Source organism: uncultured Nitratireductor sp., from assembly GCF_913053745.1.
Classification (GTDB): Bacteria; Pseudomonadota; Alphaproteobacteria; order Rhizobiales; family Rhizobiaceae; genus Nitratireductor.
Genome location: NZ_CAJXGF010000015.1, coordinates 1 through 18,999 on the forward strand (window position 1 = coordinate 1; position 18,999 = coordinate 18,999).

The window sequence follows — 18,999 nt, forward strand, 5'->3', positions numbered from 1 at the left end:
AGAATGGAAGCATATCGTGTCCGGGCAACGCCCCAGCCCTGAGTGAAACCCAAACGCAGGAAAAGACCAAGAAGACGGTACACGCCCAGAAGAACCAGGGGCGATAAGGAACAAGTTTCCGTCCCTCCAACATACAAAGCCCGCCGGCGATGCCGACAGCGTAGACGAGTTGCCACGCCACCGGATTGAAGAACCACCCACCGGGGTTCGGATAATTCGGCAGATTGAGGCGAAACGTTCCCGAAAGAAACCAGATGCCGACGGCCATGCCGATCAGTGTCAGCGGGCTGCGCAGGCCAATCACGATGTAAAACGGCGAGATCAGCAAAAGCACGGCGTAAAGCGGCAGAATGTTGAAATAGCCGAGTTGATGGCCGAGCAATGGCAGGCCGACCATTGTCTGCAGAGGCTCGGTGAGCAGCGGTCCGAAATTGATCCGGCCCAGCATCTCGAACACGCCGAGATAAAGAGCCCCACCAGCGACGAGCGCGATCGCCGTGATCGAGGTTACGATGTGGGTGACGTAGAGGACGCCGGCGCGTCGCCAAACTTTCATACAGGCGGAGAACAGGGCTCTCTCGCGAAAACCGCGCGAATAGGCGAGCCCCACGGCAATGCCGGACATGAGGACGAAAGCCTCGGCCGCATCGGAAAAGCCGAAATTGCGCGACGTCAGGTTCTCATAGAGATTGCCTGGCACATGGTTGATGAAGATCGTGATCAGGGCGAGACCGCGAAACACATCCAAGCGCTGGTCGCGGCCAACGCTTCCGGGAACGAAGGGAGCGTTCATGGTGGAGCTTCACTGCTCCACGTCAGCGGGTTCAAGTGCCGGTTCAGCCACCGGCTCGTTCACGGGTGCTGGCTGAGTGCCACCGCGCCAATGAGAGAGAACGGCTTCCTGCCTGAGCACGACAGGCGAAGGGTCGCGGTCGTCGGCGGTCTGAAAGAGACCGGCTTCGCGGGCATTCAGCGCGCTCCACGAACCAATATGGATGAGGAGCGGTGCGAAGACCTGCGGTCCGGCCACGAGAAGCAGCCAACCGACATACTCGGGCGCAAACTGAAAGGCGAGCCCCAGCGTGACCAGCCCCGTGGCACTGATCCACCAACTGGCGGACCACGCTTCCGACAGGCTGACCGCCCCGGCCTCACGATCGGTCGCAGGCCAACCGCCATCCATGCCGAGGAAAACTTCCAGAACCGCACGGCATTGATACATGAGCATGATCGGCGCGAGCATGCTGGTCGACAGTATTTCCGTCAGCGTGTTGAGAAGCGCACGCCCCGTACCGCCGAACGTTTCGTTCACCCCGCTCAACGCCCCGCGCGCAACGATGAGCAGTTTGGGGCCGATCAACAAACCGAAAACACCGACAAGCAGTGTCAGCGCCAGCCCCTGTTCAACGCGCGGAAACACCGGGAAAAGTCCGGGTTCGGGGAAATAGTCCGGAACGCCCTTCAGCATCGGCGCGGCAATGGACGCTATGATGAACAGGGCCCAAAGCGGCGATGCGACATACGCCATGATGTTCTGCACGAAAACGAAGCGGCTCCAAAGCTTCAAGCCCGGCGCCACCATTACGCGACCGTGCTGAAGATTGCCCTGACACCAACGGCGATCGCGCTTGGCGAAGTCCACCACATTATCCGGCCCCTCCTCGTAAGAGCCGGTCAGATCCGGATCGACGCGCACTGTCCAGCCGTTGCGGGTCAAAAGCGCGGCTTCCACATAATCGTGGCTCAGAATATGACCACCGAAAGGTGGCGTACCCGACAATTCCGGCAAGCCGCAACTCTGAGCGAAAGCCCGCGTACGCACGATGGCATTGTGCCCCCAGAAGGGACCCGAAGTTCCCTGCAGGGCGGCAAGACCGCGCGTATAGACGGGCGAATAATAGCCGGTGGAAAATTGCATCGCGCGCCCGAAGAACGAGCGCGCATGAACGATCTTGGGCAAGGTCTGGAGCAGACCGAGCTTGGGGTCGGCGTCCATGCGCCGCACCATCTCGGCCATGGTCGCGCCTTCCATCAGACTGTCGGCATCAAGCACGATCATATACTCGTACATCGCGCCGGAGGTGCGGATAAAATCGGCAACGTTCCCGGCTTTCTTGCCCGTGTTTTTCTCGCGGCGGCGATAATAGATCGCCGTGTGCGCACCACATTCCATCTGAAGGCGCTTGAACCAGCGTTCTTCCTGATCCGCTACCCGGGGGTCGCGCGTGTCGGACAGAACCGCGAAGTCGAACCGCCCGGCGATGCCGAGCGCATGAAGGCTGCCGATCATGGCCGCCACATGCGAAAACGTCTTGATGGGATCTTCGTTGTAAACCGGCACAAGAACGGCCGTGCGGGCATTCGTCGGCATCAATTCGAACGAGTTTTCCTGCTGCCTCAGGGGCAAGCTCAAAAGCCCGTTGAAGGCGTAAGCGGCACCCCAGGCAAGCCAAGCCGTGCTGGCGGCCAGCAGCACGATGCGCACCGCGTCAATCCACTGAATGCCGTCGGCAGAAAAATAGCCGACAGCGAGCAAGGATACGAGGCCAGCCATAAGCAGGCAGAAAAGGATTGATAATACGCGCCTTACGCTGACCATCATACTCTCATGCGGTTCTCAGACCGCCGTTTGGTTGTTCAGCTTCATGCTGTGCTTCACTTCCAGGCGAAGCGCTTCAAGAACTCCGAAAACAACGCCGGACGCGCACGCTTGCGTTCCAGAACCTGCTCGGGCATGGCCATTGGGGCGGTCGGCAGCGCGTGACGATGAAGCGTCATCGGCTTGCTGTCCGTCTCAAGAACGTGCGTCATCTGTATCTCTCCACTGATAGGTCCAGATTTCAGAAAGTCGTTTGTCGTCGAGTTTGAGATGGCCGCTCATCTCCACCGGCCCGGAACCGTTAGGTTTCAGGTCGATCACCAAGCGCCACATCCCATTGCTGGCTATGCGCGAAACCGTTGAGTGCGCGATCTCGCCCCGGCTTACATTCACAATCGCTTCAATGTTTGAATCGCTTGGAAGGTTCCGCAAAATCTCGCCTTCGAAGTCGACAACAAACTTGCGCAGGCCATCCTTGTTCTCGACCCCGGACACGCCGCCTTCGCCGCTGCGCAGCGCCATCACACGGGCGAAGCGGTTGGTCGTCTCCTCGACCGCACCCCAGGTCAAACGATAATTGAACTCCAACGCATCCCCTGCTTTCACGTCCTTCTCCGGAACCCAGAAGGCGACAATGTTGTCATTGACCTCGAGTTCGGTCGGGATCTCGACCAGTGTAATCGCACCCCGCCCCCAAGGTTCCAGCGGCTCCACGAGCAGCGAGGGTCGCCGTTCGTAATGCGCACCGGCATCCTGGAAGTGCACGAAATCCCGGTCTCGTTGAAACAAACCGAACGCCTGCGGGCTGTCTTCGGAGAAAAAGGAGGTCGCGAGTACCGAAGGGTTGTTCAGATTGCGCCAGAGCTCATCACCGTCCTGACGAACAACCTTCAATCCGTCGCTATCGTGAACCTGACCGCGATAATCATCGAACGCGCTGTCGTTGTTCTCTGCGAACAGGAACATGGACGTCATCGGCGCCACGCCGAAGCGCCCGATATCCTTGCGAGCGAAAAAGCGCGCGGTCACGTTCATGACCGTGTTGCGGCCCGGCGTAATGACAAAGCGGAACGCGCCAGTCACACTTTCGCTGTCGAGCGCAGCGTAAATCGTGATCTCCTTGCTGCGCCGGTTGGGTTTCTCGATGTAGAAATCGGTAAAGCGCGGAAACTCTTCGCCATTGGCGGTCGCCGTATCGATTGCCAGGCCACGGGCCGAAAGGCCGTAAAGCGTGTCGCGACCGAGTGCGCGAAAATAACTCGCCCCGAGAAAAGAGACCAGCTCGTCCATCACGTCGGGAGCATTAAGCGGATAGTGGAGCCGGAACCCGGCCTCTCCTTCCATCACGAGATCCTGAAAACGGGAAGGATCCAGGGGCTTGCGATACTCGAAGTCCCGACCGGTGAAAATAATCGGATGTGCCGTTTCGCCTTCCACTGCATAAAGACGTACCGGTTCCTTAAACAGCCATCCCATGTGGAACGCCTGCAATTCGAATGGAGCCTCTCCCTGCCATAGGGCGTGATCCGGGCGAAAGCGAATCGCGCGATGCTGATCGTAGGTCAGTTCGGCGATTTGCTCCGGCAGTGCGAAATCCGCCTTGGCAAAAGCCTCCGAAGCCTTGCTCTTCATGGCTTGCGTCAATGCATCGAAGGAAAAGGATTGTACCTTACCCTCCGGGTCGCCCTCCTTTGGCGCCGCATCCTGCGCGCGTGCGTCGGGCGCGATGGCTATCAAGCTGGAAGAGCCCAACAGCGACGCTGATAGGCAGGAAACAATAAAGGATCGTCGGTCCATAAACGGAACTCGTATGCGAAAAACTCTGGGTGAAGCCGCGGCACAAGCCACGCGCTTTCAACGCATCAATTGCGGTTTAGTTTCGGCAGAACACATAACATTCGAAGACGGACCGTTACCAAGATTTGAAGGCACAGCGCCAAGCGGCGGATCGCTGTACAGCGTCCCATCGCGACTTGCAATCCTGTTCTGAATCATGCCCAATCGCGCAGTTCACGAAACGTGAGAAAACCCACCATCGACCGCCGCAGCCGAGGCGCGCCAAGGCATGTGGCGGTTCATAAATCCGGGAATTTGCCGATGGATCTAGGACTGAAAAACAAGCGCGCCCTGGTGCTCGGCGCAAGCCGTGGCCTCGGCGCGGCCATTGCCGAAGGGCTGGCGAAGGAAGGCGCGACCGTAATCGCCGCCGCACGCAACAAGGACAAGATCGAGGCCTGGGCCGGAAACTTGCCGGACAATGCAGGCACGGTCGAAGCCCACGCGCTCGACCTGTCCGATATAGCGGCCATAGATGAACTGGCCGACAAGCTCTTGGCCGAAGGCGGCGTCGATATTCTCGTCAACAATACAGGCGGCCCGCCCCCCGCCACGGCCATTGAAGCCGGACGCAGCGATTGGATCTCGAACTTCGAGACAATGGCCGCAAACATTTTTCACCTGTCCGGACGTCTCTTGCCAACGATGCGCGAGCGCAAATGGGGCCGCATTCTCACCGTCACCTCGTCTGGCGTTGAGCAACCCATTCCAATGCTGGCCTTGTCCAACGGCATCCGCTCGGCCATCGTCGGCTGGTCGAAGACGCTTGCCACCGAAGTCGCGCGCGACGGCGTAACCGTCAACGTGCTGATGCCCGGACGCATTCATACGCAGCGCGTGGTCGAACTCGACACCGCCGCCGCCAATCGTTCCGGCAAGCAGGTGGAGGAGGTTTCCGCCGCGGCGGCGGAGACCATCCCCATGGGCCGCTACGGCGATCCGGAGGAGTTTGCCAACATGGCCGTCTTCCTCGCCTCCGAACGCGCGTCTTACGTCACCGGAACCAAAGTACGCATCGACGGCGGCGCGACGCGCTCCGTCTAAACCAGGCTCAGCGCTTCAGCGCGCGCCCGAGCGCATGCCAAGATGCCTTGGGCGTGCGCTCCAGCGTCTCGAAATCCACGTGAACGAGGCCGAAACGCTTGTCGTAGCCGAGCGCCCATTCATAATTGTCGAGAAGCGACCAGACGATGTAACCCTTGACGGGTGCACCTTCGGCCATCGCGCGTCGCACCGCATGCATATGACTGTTCAGAAAATCGATGCGTGCCGGATCATCGACCCGCCCGCCTGCCATTTCGTCACGCGAAGCCATACCGTTTTCCGTCACGTAGATGGGCAGCCCCCTCGTGTAATTCTCGTGCGCCCAGGTGATGAAATGATGGAGCCCTTCCGGGTAGATTTCCCAGTCCATCAGCGTTTTCGGCAACGACCCTTCGACTTCCTTCAATGCCGGGAATTGATCCGACCCGTCGGATGCGATCAGCTTGCGCGTGTAATAATTGATGCCGAGCCAGTCGACCCGCGTGCCGATCACATCGAAATCCTTCTCGAAGCCCTCCGGCATATGGGGACCCAACCCGTCCAGAACGTCTTCGGGATAAGCCTTGTCGAACACACCGCCGAGGAACCAGCGATTGTAGATGCCGTCATAAAGCCTGGCCGCCTTTCTTGCCGCCTCACTGTCATCGGCGGGAGCCGCATACTCAAAATTGGTGACGAGGCCAAGATTGTTCATACCCAGCGCGCGCATGGCTTGCGTCGCCCGCCCATGCGCCAGAAGCACATGATGCATCGCACGGGCCGCCGCGCGTATATCACGCAGGCCAGGCGCATGTTCTCCCAGGAAATGGCTGAGCCAAGCCACGCACCACGGCTCGTTAATCGTCGCCGCCGTCGCCACACGATCGCCGATCCGCTTCATTACAAGTTCAGCGTAATCGGCAAACCAATGTGCAATGTCGCGGTTGCGCCAGCCGCCGAGGTCGGCGAGCGGGGCCGGCAGATCCCAATGATAAAGCGTGGCGAAGGGTTTCAGCCCTCGCGCCAGCATACCATCGACGAGACGATCGTAGAAATCGAGCCCGTCGGCGTTGGCCGCACCGCGCCCTTCAGGCAGAACACGCGACCAGGAGATCGAGAAACGATAACAATCCAGTCCGGCATCGCGCACCAGATCGAGATCGTTCTCCCACCGGTGATAGTGATCGCAGGCCGTCGCCCCGTCCTCACCGCGCACCGTGTTTCCGGGTGTTGCGGCGAACGTATCCCAATGCGACGTACCGCAGCCACCAAAACGACTGCCTTCGATCTGGTAGCCCGAGGTCGCCGTGCCGAAAACAAAATCGGCAGGAAAATCCGTGCGAGAGAACTCGACTTCCATTGCTTCCGTACCTTTGGCGGACATGAGGTTCTCCCCGTTGCTTTCGGAAATGAGATCGTCGTCTTCAATGCCGGCGCGGCGGCGCGGTCGTCTGGCCGATCACGAAATCGGCCTCCCATAATTCGCTCTGCAAAGGGGCTTGCGGATTGTCGATACGCTCAAGCAGCATCCGGGCCACACGTTTTCCCGCTTCGCGAATGGAGGAACGCACAGCCGTGAAAAACGGAATATCGGGCACACTGCCCTTGTATCCGGATTGCAGGAAAGACAGACAGTCATCGAACGCGATGATCGAAACGTCCTCTCCGGCGCGCAGGCCGAGGTCGGCAAGCGCCCGTGTCACGCCCATGGCCGGTAGAACACTCGCCACAACGATTGCCGTCGGCGGTTGTTCCAGTTCCATCAGCGCCCGCGTCGCGCGATACCCATACGGCTCGACCATGTCGGCGCTGAATAGCAGCCGGTCGTCCAGCGCGATCCCGGCTTCTTCCAGCGCCACCTCGTACCCCTGCCTACGCCGATCGGCGAAGTTCATCTTTTCCAGACCGTTGATCAAACCGATGCGCAGATGCCCCAGATCCAGTAGGAACTTCGTGGCGCGATGAAAGGCACGACGATTGTTGACGTCCATCCAGCAGTAATCCGCCCCTTCCTCGTCGCTGCGGCCGTGAACGACGAATGGAAGCCCGAGCCCGTTGAGAATGCCGATACGGCTGTCGCCGGTAAGCGGCCCATGGACCACCACCCCGTCGACACGCTGATCTTCAGCTAGGTCGCGATAGATGCGCTCCTGCTCTTCAAGCGGAGCAAGTCTCAGCAGAACATCGTAGCCGTTCTGGCCGTAAACCTCACCCGCGCCGGCAATGAAATCGGCGAAATGCGGGTTGATCATGATGTGCTCGGAAAGACTGACCACATGACCGATCATGAGGGATTTCCCAGTCGCCAAGCTCGCCGCGCTGGGACTCGGACGGTAATTCAGCCGCTCTGCCGCCTCGATCACGCGGGCGCGCGTTTTTTCCGCCACTTCCGGAAAGCCGTTCAGCGCCCGCGAGACGGTCGTCTGCGACAACCCCAACGTTTGCGAGAGCATTTTCAGATTGATGGCCTTTCGGGTGGTCAAGAAATCCCCTTTCTTCCAAAGCGCATTAAAATTTCGTGTCACAGCTATTCCGTGAGATCAAGTCCTTCCACAGAGCGCTCGTCCGTTTTCATGACAATTCACTCGAAAAACGCTATTTTTGGCGAATTTCACCATGAAAACGAACCTCCCCCTTGACTCGTTCACACTGCGGATTGATGCTGTTCAAATCCAAAGCGCTTTGGATTTCGTTTAAAACGTTATCATAGTGCGGGACCAGCAGAAGACACGAGGAGGAGCGGCTCAGCGCCGCAAGTGGAGGAACCATGAAAACGTCCATGCTTATCGGCGCGGTTGCCCTGGCGCTGACCGGCAGTACAGCCTATGCCGCCGATCTCAAGTTCGCTCCGGGCGAGGATGCCCGGTTCAACTGGCAGAGTTTCGAGGATTTCAGGGCCGCGCACGACCTCTCCGGCCAGGAGATGAGCCTGTTCGGTCCCTGGCTAAGCGCCGACAAGGACCTCGTCGAATCCGTAACCGCCTATTTCGAGGAAGCCACCGGAGCCAAAGTCAATTATTCGGGCTCGGATTCCTTCGAACAGCAGATCGTCATCGACACGCAAGCCGGCAGCGCGCCCAATGTCGCTGTCTTCCCACAGCCGGGCCTTGCCGCCGATCTCGCCTCCAAGGGCTTGCTTGTGCCGCTCGGCGACGACACGGCGGACTGGATGAAGGAAAATTATGCCGCAGGCGAATCATGGGTGGATCTCGGCACGTATGAGGGCGAAGACGGCACGGAGAGTTTCTTCGCGTTCGCCTACAAGGCCGATGTCAAATCGCTTGTCTGGTACGTTCCGGAAAACTTCGAGGATGCCGGTTATGAGGTTCCGCAGAGCATGGAGGAACTCAAGGCTCTGTCGGACCAGATCGTCGCGGATGGCGAAACGCCCTGGTGCATCGGCCTCGGCTCCGGCGGCGCGACCGGCTGGCCGGCCACCGACTGGGTGGAGGACCTCATGCTGCGCACCCAGACACCCGAGGTCTACGATCAGTGGGTAACGAACGAGATTCCGTTCGATGACGAACGCGTCGTCGCCGCAATCGAGGAATTCGGCGCCTTCGCCCGTAATGACGACTATGTGGACGGCGGTGCCGGCGCGGTGGCATCGACCGATTTTCGCGACAGCCCGAAGGGCCTCTTCGCCGTACCGCCTAAATGCTATCTACACCGACAGGCATCGTTCATTCCCTCTTTCTTCCCGGAAGGCACGCAGCTTGGCCGCGACGCAGACTTCTTCTATCTGCCCGCCTATGCGGAAAAGGACCTCGGAACCCCGGTGCTCGGTGCGGGAACGGTCTTTGCAATTACGAAGGATTCGGACGTTGCGCGCGCTTTCATCGACTTCTTGAAGACTCCCATCGCGCATGAAATCTGGATGGCTCAGGCCGGTTTCCTGACCCCGCATACGGGCGTCAATCCCGAGGCTTACGCAAACGATGCGTTGCGCAAGCAGGGCGAGATCCTCACCAACGCAACGACCTTCCGCTTCGACGGCTCCGACCTGATGCCTGGCAGGGTAGGTGCAGGTGCATTCTGGACCGGTATGATCGATTATGTCGGAGGCAAATCCGCGCAAGATGTCGCCGGCGACATTCAAAGGGAATGGGACGCCATCAAATAGGCGCACAAACCTGACACCCCGCTGTCGAGAGGCGGCGGGGAACGGCGGTCAAAAATCGTTCATGCGCCCAGGAGGCCTGGTATGGCCATTTCCTCAAATGAAACAGCTCCGTCGGCCGGCTCGCCCGGCCCCGCCAGTTTCCTGCTCCATCTTGTAATTGCACTTGCCATCATGATCGCGGGCATCGTTTTTGCGGTGCTCTGCGCCGTCGCCGTATTTGCGGCACTCAACACGGTGCTTCCGGATATCAAGCTCATCCAGGCCGTGCTTGTCATGATGCTCGGCGTAGCCGCCTGTTTCGGCTATTTCTGGGGTTCAAACCGTCTCCTCGACATAATCTACCCGCCGCGGGGCAGCCGCGTCGCGGAAAACATCAACGCCGCAAACGGCATCCGCCCATGGCTGTTCCTCGGACCGGCGATCGTCATACTCGGTGTCTATCTGGTCTACCCGGTGGTCAATTCGATCGTCCTGTCCTTTCACGGGCCAAGCGGCGAAAGCTGGGTGGGCGGGGCCAATTACGCCTGGCTGGCACAAGACGCAGCCTTCCGCGAAAGCATGCGCAACAACATACTCTGGCTCATCGTCGTGCCGGCGGCCGCCACGTTCTTCGGACTAATCGCCGCCGCCCTCACAGACCGGATCGGTTGGGGCAATGTCGCCAAGAGCCTGATTTTCATGCCCATGGCCATCTCCTTTGTCGGAGCAAGCGTCATCTGGAAGTTCATTTACGATTACCGCGCCCAAGGCTCCGAGCAGATCGGCATACTCAATGCCATTGTCACCTTTTTCGGAGCCGAACCCCAAGCGTGGATCACAATCCCCTTCTGGAACAATTTCTTCCTGATGGTCATCCTGATCTGGATCCAGACCGGCTTCGCCATGGTCATCCTCTCAGCAGCGCTCCGCGGCATTCCCGAGGAGACTATAGAAGCGGCCATCATCGACGGTGCCTCGCCCTTCCAGATCTTCTACAAAATCAAAGTGCCGCAGATCTGGGGCACCATCGCCGTTGTCTGGACCACGATCACCATTCTGGTCCTCAAGGTGTTCGACATCGTGCTGGCGATGACAAACGGCCAATGGGGCAGCCAGGTGCTCGCCAACTACATGTTCGACTGGATGTTCCGCGGGCTCGATTTCGGCCGCGCCTCCACCATCGCACTGGTCATCATGGCCATGGTGACACCGATCATGGTCTGGAACATCCGCGAAGCACGGAAGGACATGAAATGAGCACGCCCGTCGGCTCCCGGCCCGCTCTGACATGGGTCGTCAATCTTTCCGTCATCCTGCTCGTGGCACTGTGGACCCTTCCCACCTTCGGGATTCTCGTCTCGTCGCTGCGCGACAAGGATCAACTTGCCATCAGCGGCTGGTGGACGGCGTTAACACCCGCCGAGCGCAACATCGTTGCCCGTTCGGCCCCGCCGGAGGAAGCCCAGCCGGTGGGTGACAACTACGCGCTTACGGGCAATGTTTTCGAGGGCGGAAGCGGCAAGGCCGCCGCCTTCGGCATTTCCTCGCGCGATCCTTCAGCATTCCCTGTCGGAGAAAGCGCCGAACTGCGCGGCGGAGGCATGCTCACCGTCGAACCCAATGGCGATTATGAGATCGTTTACAAGGAGCGTCCCGAGCCAGGGCGTGGTCAGCGCATCTTCGTGAGTTCCGTCGAGCCGCCGAAATTCACCACCGAGAATTACGAGAATGTCCTTTTTTCAGAAGGGTTGGGAAAAAGCTTCATCAACACAATGACAGTGACGATTCCGGCCACCGTCATCCCGATCCTGATCGCGGCCTATGCTGCCTACGCGCTTGCATGGATGGAGTTTCCCGGCCGCGCGCTTTTGCTTGCCGCCATTGTCGGCCTGCTTGTTGTGCCCTTGCAGATGTCGCTTATCCCACTCCTGCGTTTGTACAACACAATCGGCATTGGCAAATCCTTCATCGGCATATGGCTTGCACACACCGGGTTCGGCCTGCCGCTGGCCATTTATTTGCTGCGCAACTACATGGCCGGCCTGCCGCGCGAGATCATCGAAAGCGCGCGCGTCGACGGCGCATCGGATTTCGACATATTCCGAAAAATCATCCTTCCCCTGTCGTTTCCGGCGCTCGCCTCCTTCGCCATTTTCCAGTTCTTGTGGGTCTGGAACGATCTGCTCGTCGCCACCGTCTTCCTCGGCAACAATGAAGAGCAACTTGTGCTGACGGGGCGGCTGCGCGAGTTGCTCGGCTCCTATGGCGGCAACTGGGAAATTCTCACCGCCTCGGCCTTCGTCGCCATCGTGGTGCCCATTCTCGTTTTCTTCGCAATGCAACGTTATCTGGTCCGCGGCCTGCTGGCCGGATCCGTCAAAGGAGGCTGACCGCTCCCATGAATGTCCTGCACGATGTTCCCTTCGAACACGCTCCCGGAGCCGTGAGCCGACATGCCAAGGACCCCGACTGGTGGCGCGGCGCGGTCATCTATCAGATTTATCCGCGCTCCTTTCAGGATTCCAACGGTGACGGGATCGGCGATCTGAAAGGCATCACACAAAGGCTGCCCTACATCGCTTCGCTGGGCGTGGACGCGATCTGGATTTCGCCATTCTTCAGATCGCCCATGCTCGACTTCGGCTACGATGTCTCCGGCTACACTCAGGTCGACCCCATGTTCGGCTCGCTGGCCGATTTCGACGCTATGATCACCGAGGCCCACCGTCTGGACCTAAAAGTGATAATCGATCAGGTGATCTCACATTCCTCGGACAGGCATCCTTGGTTTGTCGAAAGCCGCCAGAATCGGACCAACCCCCGCGCCGACTGGTATGTGTGGGCCGATCCAAAACCGGATGGCAGCCCACCAAACAACTGGCTGTCGATCTTTGGGGGTTCGGCGTGGCAATGGGACACGAGCCGTTGTCAGTACTATCTGCACAATTTCCTGACCAGCCAGCCGGACTTGAACTTCCACAATCGAGAGGTTCAGGACGCGCTGCTCGACACGGTGCGTTTCTGGCTGGAGCGCGGCGTCGACGGTTTCCGCCTCGACACGATCAATTTCTACGTCCACTCAGCCGGCCTTGAAGACAATCCGCCGCTCGAACAGGACCAGCGCAACGCCTCCATCGCACCAGCGGTCAATCCGTACAATTTCCAGAATCATCTCTACGACAAGAATCAACCCGAGAATCTGGATTTCCTGAAGCGCTTCCGCGCACTGCTCGACGAGTATCCCGGTACCACGGCCGTCGGCGAAGTGGGCGATGCACAGCGCGGACTGGATATTGTCGCCGAATACACGAGCGGCGGCGACAAGGTGCATATGTGTTACTCCTTCGACTTCCTCTCGCAAGAACCGCTCACGCCCAAACGTGTCCGGAAGGTCATCGAAGACTTCGAGGCGAAAGCGCCGGACGGCTGGTCGTGCTGGAGCTTTTCCAATCACGATGTGGTGCGTCACGCCTCGCGCTGGGCCGATCAGGTCCACGACCGCGAAGCCTTCCTCAAGATGACCACAACGCTGCTGCTGTCATTGCGCGGTTCGGTTTGCTTCTACCAAGGAGAAGAACTCGGGCTTACCGAAGCCGTACTCGACTTCAAGGACCTGCAAGACCCCTATGGCATCCAGTTCTGGCCGACCTTCAAGGGACGCGATGGATGCCGCACACCGATGGTATGGTCGGAAACGCAGGTCAATGCCGGCTTTTCAAGCGCAAAACCCTGGTTGCCGGTCCCGCCGGAGCACCTGCACCTCGCCGTCTCGGCGCAGGACGAGCCGGGCTCGCTTCTGTCCCACTACCGCAAGGCACTCGCCTTTCGCGCCCGCCATCCCGTTTTCGCCAAGGGAGATATCACCTTCCACGATGGCGGAGAGAATACACTGATCTTTGAACGCTCCATGGCGGCTCATGCGATTCTGGTGGCAATCAACACGGCGGATAGTCCCCTGGAACTGCCGCTCGATCTCGAGGGCTATGCGACAATGGAGGACTGGGACGGCAGCGGAACCTTCGAGGACGGTGTGCTGAAACTGCCCGCCTACGGAAGCTGGTTCGGCAGCAAGGGAGTAGTAGGACGATGACAGCGCTGCACCTGCAGAATATCCAGAAAAGCTACGGCGTCACCAAGGTCATTCACGGTATCGACCTGAAAATCGACGATGGTGAATTCATCGTCTTCGTCGGCCCATCCGGATGCGGCAAATCCACGCTCCTGCGCATGATCGCCGGATTGGAGAACATCACCGATGGCGAGATGTTCATCGGCGGCGCACGGGTCAACGACATCCCCCCTTCCCAGCGCGGCATTGCGATGGTCTTCCAGTCCTATGCGCTCTACCCGCATATGACTGTCTACGACAACATGGCCTTCGGGATGAAAATCGCCAAGGCGCCGAAGGAAGACATCGACAAACGTGTGCAGGCGGCGGCCGAGATACTGCAGCTAACACCTTATCTGGATCGCTTGCCCAAAGCGCTTTCCGGGGGCCAGCGCCAGCGCGTCGCGATCGGACGCGCCATTGTGCGCAATCCGAAAGTGTTCCTCTTCGACGAGCCGCTCTCCAATCTGGATGCGGCCTTGCGGGTCGCGACCCGCATCGAAATCGCGAAACTGAAAAGCTCGATGCCCGAAACCACCATGATCTACGTAACCCACGATCAGGTGGAAGCGATGACGCTTGCCGATCGCATCGTTGTCCTGTCAGCCGGGCATATCGAGCAGGTCGGCGCGCCTATCGAACTCTACGAGAAACCCGCCAACCTTTTCGTTGCCCGTTTCATCGGTTCACCCGCGATGAACCTCCAACCCGCCCGGATCGAAAACACCGGAGAGCATACCGTCATCAACCTTGCCGGGCGGCAGGCCACGGTTCCGATTCCCTCACCCGAGAACCTTGCCGGCGCGTCGGCTCATTTCGGCGTGCGACCGGAAGATTTGCGCATCGCAGACGATGACGACCATCTTCTCGAAGGCACGATTCACTTCGTCGAGCGCCTCGGCGAAGTCACCAATATTTACCTCAATGTGAAAGATGTGGATGAACCCGTGGTCGTAAAGGTTCCCGGCGTGCAGAAACACGACAAGGGTGATCGGCTGCGTATCACCGCAAACCCGGAAAAGATGCACCTTTTCACGGAGGAAGGGCGCTCGTTTCTCTACCTTTGAGGCGATTGAAACGATTTATGCATTTCTTGACCCGAATCGAAAGCTTACCTAACCATTCCTGCAGCGACTTGGGGCTTATCATGAAAAACTGCTTTTCAAGCTTCAAGCGCTGTCCGCTTTGGAACGTCGTGTTCTGTCACTGCCGGCCCACCGGCGCTTGCCTCGTTTGAAGCGGAAAAGTAGCGGGCCTCGTATTGCGTATCCGCGAAACCAACGGCAACCGCCCGTCGGCGGATGCGGATTTGCGGTGATGCTTGATGGCGACTGAGACACGCGAAAAACGGGCTGGCCTGCACAACAAGGCGGTGACGCGACGTGACATTTCGGGCTTCGCCCGCGACTATTGTCGTTCAGCGGGCAACGCCGCATATCTGATCGCCGAAGCGACGCCGGACAGTGTTAGCGGAATGACCAGCGTTCTTGTCTCCAACTGGAGCTTCGATACCATCGAGGATGTCGGGTTGCCGGCGATAACCAGGCTCATAGAGAGCTCCGTTTCCACGTTTCCCGGAACTCCGCCACGCGGGTGGCATCCCCTGGCGCTCGCCGCGTTTCTGGCCTGCGACGATGTCGCGAATTTGTGCGTGCACGATCATGAGGAAATGTTTCTGCTCAAACTTCCATCGGGCAAGAAACACTACATCGCCGTGATTTCAGGCACTGAAGCCACCGCACTCGACAGCACCGGGCTTTCCCGCCTTCAGATGGGGCTGTGCCATCTCCTTTCCGGTTTCAAATCCGAGGCAGTCGCGGTCGGCGAACCCTTGTCGGAACGCGAGCGCGAATGCCTTTACTGGGCATCGGAGGGAAAAACCGCCGACGAGGTCTCGCTCATCATCAATGTGTCATCGAACACGGTGAACAGTTACGTCGCCCATGCAATTCACAAGCTGGCAGCGAGAAATCGCGCCATGGCCATCGCAACGGCCATCCGCAACCATTTAATCTAAAGCGATGAATCGATGACGCTTTCGGATATTGCTCAGGAGCTCCGCGAGCTCACCGAAAGCATCGGTGCAAATCGGTTTCACCTCTTCACGATCAGCGAACTGAACAAACCGAAACTGGCATTCCGCCTCGATCACGGATTCCCGCAAACCAGTGCGGAGACCACCGAACTTGTCGGCCGATTACCCAGGCGTTTCGCAGAAAAAATCTCCCAGACCTTCCATCCCATGACCTGGGGGATCGATTTGCCTGGCAAGGTTTCCGGTCTGCACTGGGAACAAATTTCCTCCCTCGAAGATAACTGCGGTGTGGTCCTGCCGCTGGCGACAGAACAGCGTCAGCTCGGCGTTATCTTTTTCATCGGCAACGTCATATATATGGAACGCGATGCCCTGTTCGACCTGCATGGCCGTTGCCATGCGCTTTTTGCGCAGACCGTGGAACGCGACCCGTTCCCGTTGGAGAACCAAGGGCCGGCCATTTCGAAGCGCGAACTGCAATGCCTCAAGCTAACCGCCAACGGTCTGACAAGCGAGGAAATCGCCAAACGACTGGGCCTATCGGTGCACACGGCAAACCAGTATCTCGCCAACACGACCCAGAAGCTGAACGCGGTCAACCGTGTTCATGCCGTCGCCAAGGCTCTCCGCACGGGGCTGATAGACTGACCGGATGTCCCTATCCGTTGATCAACGGCCTTTCGGTACGCACGATACGCGAAGCCTGTAGCGCTTCGGCGAGATAGCGAGAGTTCATTTCCGGATCGTCCGAGGGATCGTCGAACGCCACGTAATTGACTTCCACAGCCGCATTGTCGTCGCTGAGTTCGAGCGTGAAATAAACCGTCGCACCGCTTGGGCGCAGTTCCAGATCGAGCGAAATGCGCGGACTTCCGTCCCATGAAACATGTGCATCACAGCCATGTCCGAGACGTAACGTGCCCGGCATGAAGTACAGCTCCGCCGCCGTTTCCACGATATCGGCCACACTCGCCAGACTCTCAAGCCGGATGAAGGCGATATAGTCGGCCACGTCGATAAGACGCAACTCGTTCGCAACAGCCCGGATGGCATTGGCGACGATGATTTCGCGAGCAGGCGAATGTGGCTGCTTGTCCATAATGTATCCCTGCTGACTACGGTCTCTCACCGGTTCTGTAGATGCGGCGGATGAGCTCCGCGACAGCCTTGTAGAACTGTGACGGAATCAAATTATCAACCGAAACTTGTTTGTACATGGAGCGGGCGAGCACCGGTTCTTCGAAAACTGGAATATTGTGCTCGGTGGCGACCTCCCTGATACGCAGGGCGATCAGATCCTGCCCTTTCGCGACAACTACCGGCGCGGCATCGTCGTCGCGGCGGTAGCGAAGCGCGATGGCGAAATGGGTCGGATTGGCGATCACGAGCGTGGCCTGCGGCACCGCCGACATCATGCGCTGGCGCGCCCGATCGCGGGCGAGCGAGCGCAACCGCGCCTTGACGATGGGATCGCCTTCCGTCTGCTTGTGCTCGTCCTTGACCTCCTGCTTGGTCATGCGCAGTTCCACACGCCACTGATGCCGCGACCAGAAGAGGTCGGCAACCGCAATGACAGCCACGACCAAAGTGACGACCACGAGGCTCTGCACCGCAATGTCGCGAATGACGGAGGTGAATTCGACCGGATTGGTGATCATGCCCGCCAGAAGCCGCGTTTCCGCCTCACGCATTGCCAGGATAAGAAATCCGCCGGCGACAACGATCTTGCCCAGAGATTTCGCGAATTCGACAAATCCCTTGACGCCGAATATCCGGCTCCAGCCTTCTTTAAGCGAGATGCGCGACAGTTTCGGCTGGATCCGGTCGAGCACAAAGCGCGGTGTGTTCTGGAAAACGGATGCGGCAATGCCGGCAGTCACCAAAAGCAGCATTACGACGCCCACCACCTTGGCGATCTCGATGAAGACCAATTGGTAGATCGCCATGGCGTCGGAACGGGTTTCGAGCGACCAGCCGTCGGCGCGCTCCAGAAAGATCGAGAGAAAACCGCCAAGCCGCATCGCGCTGTCCTGCGCGAAGAAGATCGTAAAAACGAGAATAGCAAGGAACGAAGCGAAGACAGGCGCTTCCTTGGAAAAGGGCAGTTGGCCCTTTTCTACGGAATCGCGAACCTTCTTCTCGGTCGCTTCCTCCGTTTTGCTTTCCTTGTCGGCGCCTTCCGCCATAAGTCCCTTCGCTCAAGCGATTTGCAAATACGGTCCATCTGCCGGATATCGTTCCAGACATGTCAGGCAGAAACAGGTCAGGCCGCCTCTTGCTGCATCCCGGGCAAAACGAAGTTGCCTTGCTGAGCCAGTTGAACGGCGCTTGCGGAGATACGCTTGCGAGCCTGGAGGATTTCGGTCTCGGGCACCTCGTCCGAACCGGTGCTGAGTTCGGCCTCGATCATACGGCGCGTGCGCTGGCCAAGCGCCGATAGAACCGCTTCCACCGTATCGTCGGGCGCATTGCGCAACGCCATGGTGACCAACTCGCTCGACAGGCCGTCAAACAGCGCGACACGCGCCTTCTGATCGAGCAGCACAATCTCCTCAAAGCTGAAGAGTTGGGAGCGGATGGCCTTCACATCGCTGGTACCGGTCTGTTCCAGCTCGAGAATTACTTCGTCGGCCTGATCCTTATCCAGTTCGTTGAGAAGCGAGGCCACGCGCGCCAAACCGACTGCCGAATCCTTGCCGGCACGCATGTTGCGGAGCAATTCGGTCATGCGCCCTTCGATGAGCTTCTTGGCCGGCGTCGGCATATCGCCCATCGCGGCCATGCGGCTGACCACGGATGTTCGCAACGACTTGTCCAGACTGACCAGAACTTTGGCAGCGATTGACGGCGCAATGCCGCCCAGGATAGCCGCAATAACCTGCGGATGCTCGGCCGAAACCAGTTCGATCAATTCCTCGGGATCGAGTTTCTCAAGTTCCGCCCAAACCTCTTCTGCCTCCCCGGCCACGGGTGCCGCCCGCCCCATCAGAAGGTTCATTTCCTCTTCGGACAGCGTCTCGTTCAAAATGGTGTCGATGCTGTCGGCCGAATCCAGCAAACCCGCACCTTCTGTGAATTCGGACTCGAACTCGCCGACAACCTTTTCCAGTTCCGCCTGGGGAATCGTTCGCAGCAGACGTGCGCCTTCCATCAGCGCCTTCAATTCCTCCTGCTTGAAGAATTTCAGCAGGCGACCCGCCGAAGGCTTGCCCATCGCCACGAGAATGGTGGCAGCCTTTTGTGCCTGTGTCAGAACCAGAGCTTCTGTCATAACCGACCCGATCTTTCCCTTCGCA

Annotated in this window: 17 protein-coding genes; 8 read left to right on the forward strand and 9 right to left on the reverse strand. The window is 58.9% G+C overall.

From position 1 onward, the window contains the following. From QZ638_RS04170 to QZ638_RS04185, 4 genes are all read right to left on the reverse strand, one after another. The coding region (locus QZ638_RS04170; protein ID WP_295807263.1) for an OpgC family protein at positions 1-793 on the reverse strand (793 nt) is incomplete at its 3' end. A 9-nt stretch (positions 794-802) separates the two neighbouring features. Then, a complete protein-coding gene (gene mdoH, locus QZ638_RS04175) occupies positions 803-2,602 on the reverse strand; it encodes a glucans biosynthesis glucosyltransferase MdoH (RefSeq protein ID WP_295807265.1) in 1,800 nt (599 codons plus the stop codon). A gap of 53 nt (positions 2,603-2,655) precedes the next feature. Beyond that, positions 2,656-2,811 carry a hypothetical protein gene (locus QZ638_RS04180; RefSeq protein ID WP_295807267.1) on the reverse strand — a complete coding sequence of 52 codons (156 nt, stop codon included), beginning with the start codon at positions 2,809-2,811 and terminating at the stop codon, positions 2,656-2,658. After that, complete coding sequence (locus QZ638_RS04185) at positions 2,795-4,336, reverse strand: glucan biosynthesis protein (protein WP_366936196.1); 1,542 nt, start codon at positions 4,334-4,336, stop codon at positions 2,795-2,797. The genes QZ638_RS04180 and QZ638_RS04185 overlap by 17 nt, the downstream gene beginning before the upstream one ends. A 360-nt stretch (positions 4,337-4,696) precedes the next feature. Here QZ638_RS04185 and QZ638_RS04190 point away from each other — a divergent pair, with 360 nt between their 5' ends. After that, positions 4,697-5,479, forward strand: a complete 783-nt coding sequence (locus QZ638_RS04190; RefSeq protein WP_295807271.1) for an SDR family oxidoreductase — start codon at positions 4,697-4,699, stop codon at positions 5,477-5,479. A gap of 7 nt (positions 5,480-5,486) precedes the next feature. Here QZ638_RS04190 and QZ638_RS04195 read toward each other — a convergent pair whose 3' ends face one another. Both QZ638_RS04195 and QZ638_RS04200 read right to left on the reverse strand, forming a co-directional pair. Continuing rightward, positions 5,487-6,842, reverse strand: a complete 1,356-nt coding sequence (locus tag QZ638_RS04195) for a GH1 family beta-glucosidase (protein WP_295807274.1) — start codon at positions 6,840-6,842, stop codon at positions 5,487-5,489. Between the two features lie 40 nt (positions 6,843-6,882). Next, on the reverse strand, positions 6,883-7,941 hold the full coding sequence (locus QZ638_RS04200; protein WP_295807278.1) for a substrate-binding domain-containing protein: 1,059 nt from the start codon (positions 7,939-7,941) through the stop codon (positions 6,883-6,885). A 284-nt stretch (positions 7,942-8,225) separates the two neighbouring features. Between QZ638_RS04200 and QZ638_RS04205 the strand changes: the two genes are divergently transcribed. From QZ638_RS04205 to QZ638_RS04235, 7 genes are all read left to right on the forward strand, one after another. Continuing rightward, a complete protein-coding gene (locus tag QZ638_RS04205) occupies positions 8,226-9,581 on the forward strand; it encodes an ABC transporter substrate-binding protein (RefSeq protein WP_295807280.1) in 1,356 nt (451 codons plus the stop codon). Positions 9,582-9,827: 246 nt separating this feature from the next. Further along, on the forward strand, positions 9,828-10,817 hold the full coding sequence (locus QZ638_RS04210) for a carbohydrate ABC transporter permease (protein ID WP_295807384.1): 990 nt from the start codon (positions 9,828-9,830) through the stop codon (positions 10,815-10,817). Beyond that, entirely contained in the window at positions 10,814-11,950 is a 1,137-nt protein-coding gene (locus tag QZ638_RS04215) for a carbohydrate ABC transporter permease (protein WP_295807283.1), read from the forward strand. The genes QZ638_RS04210 and QZ638_RS04215 overlap by 4 nt, the downstream gene beginning before the upstream one ends. A gap of 8 nt (positions 11,951-11,958) precedes the next feature. After that, positions 11,959-13,650 (forward strand): alpha-amylase family glycosyl hydrolase, encoded by a 1,692-nt coding sequence (locus QZ638_RS04220; RefSeq protein WP_295807285.1) that lies wholly within the window; start codon positions 11,959-11,961, stop codon positions 13,648-13,650. Beyond that, complete coding sequence (ugpC, locus tag QZ638_RS04225; protein ID WP_295807286.1) at positions 13,647-14,735, forward strand: sn-glycerol-3-phosphate ABC transporter ATP-binding protein UgpC; 1,089 nt, start codon at positions 13,647-13,649, stop codon at positions 14,733-14,735. Before QZ638_RS04220 ends, ugpC begins: the two co-directional genes overlap by 4 nt. Before the next feature lie 257 nt (positions 14,736-14,992). Then, a complete protein-coding gene (locus tag QZ638_RS04230) occupies positions 14,993-15,685 on the forward strand; it encodes a helix-turn-helix transcriptional regulator (RefSeq protein WP_295807289.1) in 693 nt (230 codons plus the stop codon). Positions 15,686-15,697: 12 nt separating this feature from the next. Next, positions 15,698-16,351, forward strand: a complete 654-nt coding sequence (locus QZ638_RS04235) for a helix-turn-helix transcriptional regulator (RefSeq protein ID WP_295807293.1) — start codon at positions 15,698-15,700, stop codon at positions 16,349-16,351. Between the two features lie 10 nt (positions 16,352-16,361). Here the strand turns inward: QZ638_RS04235 and QZ638_RS04240 are convergent, their stop codons facing one another. From QZ638_RS04240 to QZ638_RS04250, 3 genes are all read right to left on the reverse strand, one after another. Next, positions 16,362-16,802 (reverse strand): hypothetical protein, encoded by a 441-nt coding sequence (locus tag QZ638_RS04240; RefSeq protein ID WP_295807296.1) that lies wholly within the window; start codon positions 16,800-16,802, stop codon positions 16,362-16,364. A 16-nt stretch (positions 16,803-16,818) separates the two neighbouring features. Next, positions 16,819-17,889 carry a flagellar biosynthesis protein FlhB gene (flhB, locus tag QZ638_RS04245; protein ID WP_295807301.1) on the reverse strand — a complete coding sequence of 357 codons (1,071 nt, stop codon included), beginning with the start codon at positions 17,887-17,889 and terminating at the stop codon, positions 16,819-16,821. A 77-nt stretch (positions 17,890-17,966) separates the two neighbouring features. Continuing rightward, a complete protein-coding gene (locus tag QZ638_RS04250) occupies positions 17,967-18,974 on the reverse strand; it encodes a FliG C-terminal domain-containing protein (RefSeq protein WP_295807303.1) in 1,008 nt (335 codons plus the stop codon). Positions 18,975-18,999: the final 25 nt, after the last annotated feature.